Origin of the sequence: Vibrio fujianensis (genome assembly GCF_002749895.1) — a bacterium.
In the GTDB taxonomy this organism is placed as follows: domain Bacteria; phylum Pseudomonadota; class Gammaproteobacteria; order Enterobacterales; family Vibrionaceae; genus Vibrio; species Vibrio fujianensis.
Map to the genome: position 1 here is coordinate 172,055 of NZ_NBUS01000038.1, position 10,401 is coordinate 182,455.

9 protein-coding genes are annotated in these 10,401 nt (G+C 42.2%); 6 read left to right on the plus strand and 3 right to left on the minus strand.

Annotated features, from left to right (window positions below; all coding sequences use genetic code 11):
* A partial coding sequence (locus tag B7C60_RS04680; RefSeq protein WP_245868543.1) for a tRNA1(Val) (adenine(37)-N6)-methyltransferase occupies window positions 1-541 on the minus strand: 541 nt, incomplete at its 3' end.
* Window positions 542-863: 322 nt separating this feature from the next.
* On the opposite strand from B7C60_RS04680, the gene brnQ reads away from it, so the two are divergent.
* The 4 genes from brnQ (at window position 864) to vpsR (ending at window position 6,680) form a co-directional block, all read left to right on the plus strand.
* Complete coding sequence (brnQ, locus tag B7C60_RS04685; RefSeq protein ID WP_099610648.1) at window positions 864-2,180, plus strand: branched-chain amino acid transport system II carrier protein; 1,317 nt, start codon at window positions 864-866, stop codon at window positions 2,178-2,180.
* A 215-nt stretch (window positions 2,181-2,395) separates the two neighbouring features.
* A protein-coding gene (gene prfB / locus B7C60_RS04690) for a peptide chain release factor 2 (RefSeq protein ID WP_099610649.1) occupies window positions 2,396-3,494 on the plus strand; the annotation gives its coding sequence in 2 pieces (ribosomal slippage) (window positions 2,396-2,470 and window positions 2,472-3,494; 1,098 coding nt in all).
* Between the two features lie 32 nt (window positions 3,495-3,526).
* Window positions 3,527-5,059 carry a lysine--tRNA ligase gene (gene lysS, locus B7C60_RS04695; protein ID WP_099610650.1) on the plus strand — a complete coding sequence of 511 codons (1,533 nt, stop codon included), beginning with the start codon at window positions 3,527-3,529 and terminating at the stop codon, window positions 5,057-5,059.
* A 286-nt stretch (window positions 5,060-5,345) separates the two neighbouring features.
* The gene (gene vpsR, locus B7C60_RS04700; protein WP_099610651.1) at window positions 5,346-6,680 is read left to right on the plus strand and encodes a cyclic-di-GMP-binding transcriptional regulator VpsR; all 1,335 of its coding nucleotides are present in this window, start codon (window positions 5,346-5,348) and stop codon (window positions 6,678-6,680) included.
* 115 nt (window positions 6,681-6,795) lie between these two features.
* On the opposite strand, the gene B7C60_RS04705 is transcribed toward vpsR, so the two are convergent.
* Both B7C60_RS04705 and mutH read right to left on the minus strand, forming a co-directional pair.
* Window positions 6,796-7,830, minus strand: coding sequence for an NADP(H)-dependent aldo-keto reductase (locus B7C60_RS04705; protein WP_099610652.1), 1,035 nt, complete (start codon window positions 7,828-7,830; stop codon window positions 6,796-6,798).
* Between the two features lie 173 nt (window positions 7,831-8,003).
* Entirely contained in the window at window positions 8,004-8,678 is a 675-nt protein-coding gene (mutH, locus tag B7C60_RS04710; RefSeq protein WP_099610653.1) for a DNA mismatch repair endonuclease MutH, read from the minus strand.
* Between the two features lie 611 nt (window positions 8,679-9,289).
* Here mutH and rppH point away from each other — a divergent pair.
* Complete coding sequence (gene rppH / locus B7C60_RS04715) at window positions 9,290-9,808, plus strand: RNA pyrophosphohydrolase (protein ID WP_161428499.1); 519 nt, start codon at window positions 9,290-9,292, stop codon at window positions 9,806-9,808.
* Between the two features lie 2 nt (window positions 9,809-9,810).
* A partial coding sequence (locus B7C60_RS17850; RefSeq protein WP_245868545.1) for a GAF domain-containing protein occupies window positions 9,811-10,401 on the plus strand: 591 nt, incomplete at its 3' end.

Here is a 10,401-nt window from a genome sequence, read left to right on the forward strand (position 1 = left end):
ATCGTGTTAGGTACCAACCTTGTTGTTGGGCTAATTGAATAAATGATTTTCCTTCTTTAATTGGCAAGATAAAACAAGCTCGACCATCTTCAGTTAATAGATCGGCTAAACGATCAATTAAGCTTGAATGAGTTAAGTTCTGAGTATGTCTAGCGAGCGCTCGTGAATAAGAGTGCGCCATCTCTCCACTAGTGAAGTAAGGCGGATTACAGATCACCCCGTCAAAATGGGTACTAAAGAGAGTGGTCAGTATGTCTTGTTGGTATACCTCAATGCGTTCTTGCCAAGGCGAAAGAGCCACATTATGAGTGGTTGAGTTGAATGCCAATGGATCAATATCGATAGCGCAGATAGATACTTGAGCAAAGCGCTGCGCGCACATAAGGGAAAGTAAGCCTGTGCCACTACCTATATCAAGAATCCGTTTCGGAGAGTGAGTAAATGCCCAAGCTCCAAGCATCACGCCATCAGTACTGACTGGCATGCCACATTGCTGTTGAGTAATCGAAAACTGTTTAAATTTAAAAGGGTTACTTTTCATTGCGCTGCTTTTTTATAAACATCGGGTGTTATATGAATTATGAGACGATTTTCTCTGATGTTGTGAATTTGTTTGGTGTTTTATGCTATATGTTGACCATTTGTAGTGGAGTTTAATTGAAATATGATTCTGTATTATTTTTAACAAATAGTGTAATACACTGCTTTTGGGCTCCATTGATAAATTAATATGGTGTTTTTTGCTTAGCTATTGCGAAAAGTCGATAGGTTCGTCATTATTCCAGTCTTATTAGTTAGAGGAAGCTCGACTTCCCTTTCAATGCACACACAACATCTATTACATATTTATTTAAGGGTTATCTGTGAAACAGACGTTAAAATTAACAGATATTGCCGCGTTAGGCTTTATGCTTTTTGCGTTCTTTCTCGGCGCTGGAAATATTATCTTTCCGCCATTGGCCGGCCAATTAGCTGGAGAAAATTTACTTTCAGCGATGACCGGCTTTCTTCTCACTGCCGTTGGCTTACCGCTTGTCTCTATTATTGCTGTAGCGATTGCTGGCGGAACTTGGAATCATCTTACCAAAGATCTACCGGCTAAGATTGCCACATTAGTCGCTGTGCTTATTTTTATTATCATCGGGCCTGCTTTTGCGACGCCACGGACAGGGCTTGTGGCTTATGAAATGGCCGTTAGTCCCTTGTTTGCCGAGACATCTCAACTTCATCTCACGATTTTTTCTATCCTCTTCTTTGCTGTGGCGATGTTTTTCTCTTGGTCACAAGGCCGTTTGATTGATCTGATTGGTAAATTGTTAACACCGGCTCTTTTTGTTGGCCTTATTGTATTAGCTATCGGTGTTTTTCTTGATCCGCAAGGGGAATGGATGGCGGCCAGTGGCCCATATATAAACCAGCCATTTACCAAAGGGTTTTTGGAAGGATATAACACGATGGATACCTTGGCAGCGCTGATGTTTGGTATGCTGATCGTTGATGCATTGCGTAGCAAAGGAATTACCGAGCAGAAAGCGACGACGAAATATCTGATTAGCTCGGCATTTATTGCTGCTTTTGGTTTAGCCTCAGTCTATATTTCTTTGTTTTACCTTGGCGCGACCAGCTCTGCTATTGCTGGAGGGGCAGATAATGGTGGCTTTATTTTAAGTCAATATGTTCAAGCATTATTTGGCCCTTATGGACAAATCGTTTTATCGACCATTGTGCTGTTGGCTTGTTTAACCACAGCGATTGGCTTGATCTCTGCGTGTTCTGACTACTTCTGTTCTTTAACACCAATTCCATATCGTGCTTGGGTAATCATTAATGGTGTCGCATGTGCGACGGTCGCGAATGTTGGCTTATCTCAACTGATTGCACTCTCTATTCCTGTTTTGGTGGCCTTGTATCCGGTGGCGATTGCTTTAGTGGTACTGGCTTTTGTGCGTCATAAAATGCCCAATCCTCAAGTGGCTTTTCGTGTGGTGACATTGGTCGCTTTCTTATTTGCCTTGATCGATGCGGCTAAAGTCTGCGGTTTGGATGTGTCCATGTTTGATGCGTTGCCTTTATTTGATGTTGGGATGGGCTGGGTACTGCCTTCTTTTACCGCTTTAATCTGTATGTTTTTTGTCGCGGGTAAAGTCTGCCGAGTGCCTTCTAATCAAAGCACTGCATAATCTAAGGGCTGTTGACCCTAGGGTTAACCAAAATTAGTGGCGGATGATGGTTTTCATCCGCTTTTTTATTGGGTGACGCATGCGGTTTGGATTAGATATTGCTAGTTTAATGAAGCGAGAGAAGAGATAACGTGACTGGATTTTTTCCTGTATCTTCGTCACATTTTTCAGTAGAATTCTTTGGTTAAATTCTATTCATAAAGCCAAAAATCAACATGTTTGAAATCAATCCTATAAAAAACCGTATTCAGGATGTGTTGCAACGCACAACAATCCTGAGGGGGTATCTTTGACTACGATGCAAAGAAAGAGCGTTTAGAAGAAGTTAATGCAGAATTAGAGCAACCGGATGTTTGGAATGAACCTGAGCGGGCGCAAGCTTTGGGCAAAGAACGTTCCTCACTACAAGCGGTTGTAGAAACCATCGATCAATTAGAACAAGGAGTCGATGATGTTGAAGGGTTGCTTGAGTTAGCGATTGAAGCTGATGATCAAGAAACCTTTGATGAAATCGAACCTGAATTACGTGAACTTGAAAGTAAACTGGAACAGTTAGAGTTTCGTCGTATGTTTTCAGGCGATCACGACGCCTCAGATTGCTATATTGACTTACAAGCCGGTTCGGGTGGTACAGAAGCTCAGGATTGGACCTCAATGCTACTGCGTATGTATTTGCGTTGGGCGGATGATAAAGGGTTTAAAACCGAAGTCATTGAGGTTTCTGAAGGCGATGTTGCTGGACTTAAATCGGCGACTGTGCGTATTATCGGTGACTATGCGTATGGCTGGTTACGTACAGAAACTGGTGTTCACCGTTTAGTACGAAAATCCCCTTTTGATTCAGGTGGTCGTCGTCATACTTCATTTGCTTCTGCCTTTGTCTATCCAGAAATTGATGAAAACATTGCGGTTGATATTAATCCTTCGGATCTACGTATTGATGTTTATCGTGCGTCAGGTGCGGGAGGGCAGCACGTTAACACCACAGAGTCTGCGGTTCGTATTACTCATATTCCAACCAATACGGTGGTGCAATGTCAAAATGATCGTTCTCAACATAAGAACAAAGATCAGGCAATGAAACAGCTACGAGCCAAGTTATTTGAACTTGAGTTACAAAAGCAAAATGCTGAAAAACAAGCGAATGAAGATGCCAAATCAGACATCGGCTGGGGAAGCCAAATTCGTTCTTATGTATTAGATGATTCTCGAATCAAAGATTTACGTACTGGCGTTGAAAATCGCAATACGCAAGCGGTTCTAGATGGTGATCTAGATAAATTTATTGAAGCTAGCCTTAAATCAGGCCTATAAGCTTTTTACCGATAAAACAGGGTACATGCAAAATGACTGATGCTGTTCAAAACGAAGCGAATCAACCACAAATTGCGCAAGAAGAAAACAAACTGATTGCAGAGCGTCGTAGTAAGTTAGAGCATATCCGTAAGAGCTGTAAGGCGAATGGTCACCCCAATGACTTCCGCCGTGACAGCTTGGCGGGTGATCTGCAAGAGAAGTTCGGTGAAAAGAGCAAAGAAGAGTTAGAAGCCCTTAATCATGTTGTGGCGATTGCTGGCCGTATCATGGCCAAGCGTGGGCCATTCTTGGTTATTCAAGAAACGTCTGGCCGTATTCAAGCGTATGCTTCGAAAGAAGTTCAAAAAGCGCTGAAAGAAAAATATCAAGGATTAGATATTGGCGATATTATTGGTGTGAAAGGTGCTTTACATAAATCAGGTAAAGGTGACCTTTATGTGAATATGGAAGAGTATGAATTACTGACTAAAGCACTACGTCCGTTACCTGAGAAGTTCCACGGCCTGACCGACCAAGAGATGCGCTATCGTCAACGTTATGTTGATTTGATTGTAAATGAAGAGTCACGTCATGCGTTTGTGATCCGTTCGAAAGTGATGTCCGCTATTCGCAATTTCATGATCTCTAAACAGTTTATGGAAGTTGAAACACCAATGATGCATGTGATTCCGGGGGGGGCGAGTGCGCGTCCATTCATCACCCATCATAATGCACTTGATATGCCTATGTACTTACGCATCGCTCCGGAGCTTTATCTCAAACGTCTCGTAGTGGGCGGATTTGATCGTGTATTTGAAATTAACCGAAACTTCCGTAACGAAGGGTTGTCGCCTCGTCATAACCCAGAATTCACTATGATGGAATTCTATATGGCGTACGCCGATTACAAAGACTTGATGGATTTCACCGAAGAATTATTGCGTACTATTGCTTTGGAAGTGTTAGGTTCAACATCCATGCCTTATGGCGATGAAACCGTAGAGTTTGGCGGTGAATATGCGCGAATGAGCATGTTTGAAGCGATCAAACACTACAATCCAGATCATGCACAAATCCAAGCGCTCACAGAAGATGATATACAAAATCGTGAACTTATGGTGTCGATTGCCAAATCGGTTCACGTTGAAGTGGAAGAGTTCTGGACTTGTGGTCAACTTCTTGAAGAGATCTTTGGTGAAACGGCCGAGCCTAAATTAATGCAGCCAACCTTTATTACGGGTTATCCTGCGGATATTTCACCGTTAGCTCGACGTAGTGATGATAATCCATTCTTTACTGATCGCTTTGAATTTTTCATTGGTGGGCGTGAAGTTGCCAATGGTTTCTCTGAGCTCAATGATGCAGAAGATCAAGATGCTCGCTTTAAAGCGCAAGTTGAAGCGAAAGAATCGGGGGATGATGAAGCGATGTTCTATGATGCGGACTACATTACCGCACTAGAGCACGGTTTACCACCAACAGCAGGCCAAGGTATCGGCATTGACCGTTTAGTGATGCTACTGACCAATACACATACTATTCGTGATGTTATCTTGTTCCCAGCCATGCGTCCTCAGCAGTAATTGTTTTAGCAACATAAAAACCGCCAAAAGGCGGTTTTTATGTTTTTTATCTCTGCGAATGCCCCACCAGAAAAAGTATAACGTTCTATTTATTTTGCTCTTCTAAGAAAAGAGTTCCCTTTGAGATCAAACTTCTGCAATTTACTGATCCAATTCAGAGAGATTTATCGTGTAATCTTAATAGTGATACAGATTCTATTTTAGAGTACCACTAAGGTAACGACGATAAATTCCGCGCCAATGTAGCGCAATATAAAAAATAAAAAACGAATAAGGAAACCAGTTGATGGGTACTCAATTTCGCATGGGTTGTGTTCCCGGTTCGCTAATTGTCGTAGGAGGCACTTATGAGCCGTGGTTATCAGTGCTAGAGCAAGCAGGCTGGAAATGTAAACAATGTGCTGATCTGCGCAAAGCCGATCAAATATTTTCCGAGGTGGGGCCATGTATTGGTATTGTTGACCTGAGCCACGATGAGTTTAGCTTGAATGGCGTGGCAAATTTAGTCAGTAGTCATAAACAGGTTCGCTGGCTGGCTTTTATCCGTGAATCTCAACTTCGTTCAGATACGATTTGCCAATTTATCGTCAACTTCTGCATCGATTTTTTTACCGCTCCAATTCCAGACACTCAGTTGCTCAGTACCATTGGTCACCAGTTAGGGATGCTCCAACTAGAAAAAAAAGTGTGGCCAGATTATGGCGCACATACCGACATGGGGTTAGTAGGCGAATCGGTGGCAATGAAGCGCTTACGCGATCAAATTAAACGGATTGCACCAACTGATGTCAGCATTTTGATCTCAGGAGAAAGTGGAACAGGAAAAGAGAGCGTAGCTAAAGCGATTCACAAAACCTCCGCTCGCTCACAAAAGCCATTTATTACCATCAATTGTCGCGCGATGGCCGAACAAAGATTTGAACAGGAGCTGTTTGGGAGCGCTCGCTCAGCAACCACTCCGGCTTTACTGCTACAAGCGCATGGCGGCACTTTATTGCTTAATGACATTCTTGCTCTGCCAAAGAATCAACAATGGAACTTGCTGCGTTTTTTACAAGAAGGAAAAGTCAGTACACTGCAAGGCTTTCAACAAGTCGATGTACGGATATTAGCTGCACATTCTATGGATATTGAAAAGGCGTTAATTGATGGTGATTTTAATGAAGAGCTGTACCATTATATTAATGTGCTGAGAATTCAGGTGCCTAGCCTAAAAGATAGAGCCGGAGATGTTGAATTATTGGCGAACCATTTCTTAAAAGAGTATGCCAAAGAATATAATGCACAAGCCCGTAGTTTTTCTGAGGATGCTTTACATCTGCTGGCTCGTTATCACTGGCCGGGAAATGTCCGAGAGTTAATGAATCAAATTAAACGAGTGGTATTGATGTCTGATACGGTCATGCTCGATCAATGCCACTTGGATCTACCCAAACGTATTGAAAGTAAACGCACGTTGAAAAGTATCCGAGAACGTTCGGAGCGCGAGGCGTTACTGCAAGTATTAGAGTCGCATGCTGGGCAAGTATCCAATGCAGCAAAAGAATTGGGGATATCGCGAGCAACAATGTACCGTTTACTTAACAAGCACCATTTATTGCCAGAGACGATTATAACCTGAGACGATTGTAACATGAGACGATTGTAACATGAGACGATGTTCTAACCGCCGGTCAACAGAGGTTCTAACCGCAGATCAGCAGAGCGAATCGCTAAATTCACTCTGCTGGATATTGTTATGGGCAAGGGTTTGAATACCGTGTCGCGATTTTAGTTATTTCGGAGAGTAATTCATCACCCAATGTGATCTCTACGCTATCAATATTACTTTCTAGCTGAGATAACTGAGTGGCTCCAATAATATTACTCGCGACGAACGGCTGTTGGTTGACGAAAGCTAGTGCCATTTGTGCGGGATTTAAGCCAAATTCCTGAGCGAGATTGACATAAGCTTGAGTCGCTTCGATACCTTGTGGAGTGAAGTAACGCTGAAAACGTTCAAATAAAGTACATCGCGCCCCGCGTGGGCGAGCATTATGCAAATATTTACCGCTTAACACGCCAAATGCCATAGGGGAATAAGCAAGCAACTTAACACCTTCAAAATGACTAATTTCGGAAAGACCAATTTCAAAGCTACGATTAAGTAGGTTATAGGGGTTTTGAATCGAAACCATTCTAGGGAGTTCATGTTTTTCAGCTAAACGCAGATAAGTCATTAACCCCCAAGGCGTTTCATTTGAAACGCCAATATAACGAACTTTTCCCAGACGAATGAGATGATTTAGCGCTTCTAATGTCTCAAGTAACGTAACTTCTTCTTGTGTATCTGGGTATGAGTAGTTCAGTTGACCAAAATTATTTGTTTGCCGTTGTGGCCAGTGTAATTGATAAAGATCGATATAATCGGTTTTTAGACGCCGTAAACTCTCATCAATGGCTTGATGAATATTTCGGTGATCGAGAGCCATTTTATCGCGGATGTAGTCAACATTACGAGGGCCAGCAATTTTGGTCGCGAGGACGATTTTTTCTCGTTTACCCGATTTTTCTATCCAGTTACCAATATATTGCTCAGTTTTACCCTGGGTTTTAGCATTGGGTGGTACTGGATACATTTCAGCGGTATCAATAAAGTTGACTCCACGTTCCAGTGCGTAATCAAGCTGTTGAAAAGCATCGGCTTGACTGTTTTGTTCACCGAATGTCATGGTACCTAAGCCAATTTTACTGATTTCTAAGGTGGAATGTGGCAGTTTGGTATATTGCATAGTACTTCCTTGTTGCGATGAAAAAGCCTATCGCTCTCGTACAACGTCAGTGATTTGCTACAAGAATGTTACTATAAGCGAACCTCTCTTCTAGTGAAAATAAATTTTAGCGAGATCTTGTGGTTGGTCACCTGATGCAAGAGCTGAAAAAACTTGAATTAACCAGATAAAGGCTAACAGGGGAGAGCATAATAATGCGCTAGTAATTTCGCTGTGAACTGAGTTCGCAAATAAAACCCTCGTGGTAGGGTTCGAATGGGACGGCCATTGACACCATAAGCTTCTGTTTTGACACGCCCGTGAGCGGCTTTCGGACGCAGCTGTAAGACTTGTCCATGCTTGGCTGTAATTTGTGATATTTGCCCAAGCACGATCAATTCCATTAATTCTTCCCAATCAGCTTTTAACAGCGCTTCTTCCTCTGCCGAAGGGCTCCAGATTAAGGGCGATCCAACACGTCGTTCAGGCAAAGGAATTTCTCGTTCTCCTTGTACCGGCACCCATAAAACGCGTGATAATTTATGTCGCACATGGCTATTTTCCCACGTTAATCCTTGGATACCTGTTAGTGGTGCAACGCAGACAAACGTGGTTTCTAAGGGCTTTCCTGTATAACTAATCGGAATACTTTTTAGTTCAATACCTAATTTAGCAAAGTCTTGTTGAGGCTTACTGCCCGCGCTTGCCCCTAAATGCCATTCTAATAACTGACCGACCCAACCCTTATCTTTTTTAAGATCAAGTGGAACTTCCATCATTGCTTGTTGAGCTAATTCAGCAAATGTCAGCCCCGCGATGTGTTGCGCTCTATCGAGTAGTTCTTGTTCACTCTTAGGTTCAGGTTTCATGGGATTCTTGACAACTAAAAATATCGATTATAACAAAAACGATCCTAAAAAGGATCGTATTGATGATTTATTCAAAGCAAAGAAAAGCGTTGTGCTTGGGTTATCCACAGGATAATCAAGGGAATAAATGATTGGACTAGTGTGGATAGATATACAGGGCTTTAGAAGGCCTCTTTTCAATAATCTTTTCCATTTTATGCGTTGTTACAGCGTGTCTGTGTGGATAACCGTAGGGTTGGTTGATCTTTGAACATTTGTATTTTTTTTATGATCTTGGCAAATCATTAACGTGTGTATTGTGGGTGGTTTAATTTAACTGTTTGATATTAAATTAATTAGTTTTTTATTTTCTCAACTTTTTATGGATGTAAAAATGGAAAAAAAAGCGATTTTATTTTGTTCACTTATTTCTGCACATGGTTATTCACAGAAAACGTGAATAAATGTGCTCAAAGTCTCATTCTTTTGTTGATAACTATTTGGAAGGATAAAAAGAGTACCCTTTAGTCTTCCTTAGTCATAAATATCGCATGAATCACACGAGTTCGTTTGCTCCTGTTGGGGATATGTGGAAAAATCAGCATCATTAAGATTTTACTAGAGGTTTGCCAGTGATAGATGGCGATGGTTACCGGCTCAATGTAGGTATTGTGATATGTAACAACCATGGTCAGGTATTCTGGGCGAAACGATATGGACAGCACTCATGGCAATTCCCACAGGGAGGCATTGATGAGGGTGAGTCTCCCGAACAAGCGATGTTTCGGGAGCTTTACGAAGAGGTTGGGTTAACCAAAAAAGATGTCAAAATCATTGCGACCAGCCGTCATTGGTTAAGATATAAACTACCAAAACGCTTGGTACGATGGGACTCTCAACCTGTCTGTATTGGACAAAAACAGAAATGGTTCTTACTGCGTATTGAATGTGATGAGTCAAAAATTAACATGCAACGTGGAAGTACCCCTGAATTTGATGGTTGGCGCTGGGTTAGTTATTGGTACCCAGTTCGGCAAGTCGTGTCTTTTAAGCGTGATGTTTATCGACGCGCGATGAAAGAGTTTGCCTCCTTAGCGATGCCTTTTAAAGAGCGGAAAATAAAAGGTAGGCGCAAAAACCGAAGAGGATAAGTATGCTTTCTCAGCTAAGGGACATAGTTGAACAAGTGTCAAAAGTTGAAGACGTTTATCAAGCGTTGGATATTTTTGTCAAACAAACATGCAGTGCCATGGCGACTGAATGTTGTACCGTCTACTTAGTTAATGAAGAAATGGGACGCCTAGAGCTGATGGCGACCCAAGGCTTGAAGTTTAAAGGCGATAAAATTCATATCGGTTTTGACGAAGGATTGGTGGGGTTAGTGAAGCGAACAGCTGAGCCGATTAACCTTGCCAAAGCTTCTCAGCATCCCAACTTCAAATATTTTGAGCAGTTAGGAGAAGAGGTTTACCATTCCTTCCTTGGCACTCCGATTATCTATCGTAAGCAAGTGCTCGGGGTGCTGGTGGTTCAGCAAAAATCTCCCCGTTTATTTAGTGAGATGGAAGTCTCTTTTTTAGTCACGTTAGCAGCTCAGTTAGCGGTAATTGTTGCTTATGCTCAAACACAAGGGCATTGGCGACTGGCTAAGAAGCAGCAGGCCATCAGCGGTATTCCTGCGTCAACAGGAGTGGCGATTGGCGAGTTATGGTGGGATGATTCTCAACCACAGTTAGTGGATGTT

Coding starts and splice junctions, on each gene's coding strand:
- lysS (WP_099610650.1), top strand. CDS start 3,527: ATGACTGATGCTGTTCAAAACGAAGCGAATCAACCACAAATTGCGCAA.
- vpsR (WP_099610651.1), top strand. CDS start 5,346: ATGGGTACTCAATTTCGCATGGGTTGTGTTCCCGGTTCGCTAATTGTC.
- B7C60_RS04705 (WP_099610652.1), bottom strand. CDS start 7,830: ATGCAATATACCAAACTGCCACATTCCACCTTAGAAATCAGTAAAATT.
- mutH (WP_099610653.1), bottom strand. CDS start 8,678: ATGAAACCTGAACCTAAGAGTGAACAAGAACTACTCGATAGAGCGCAA.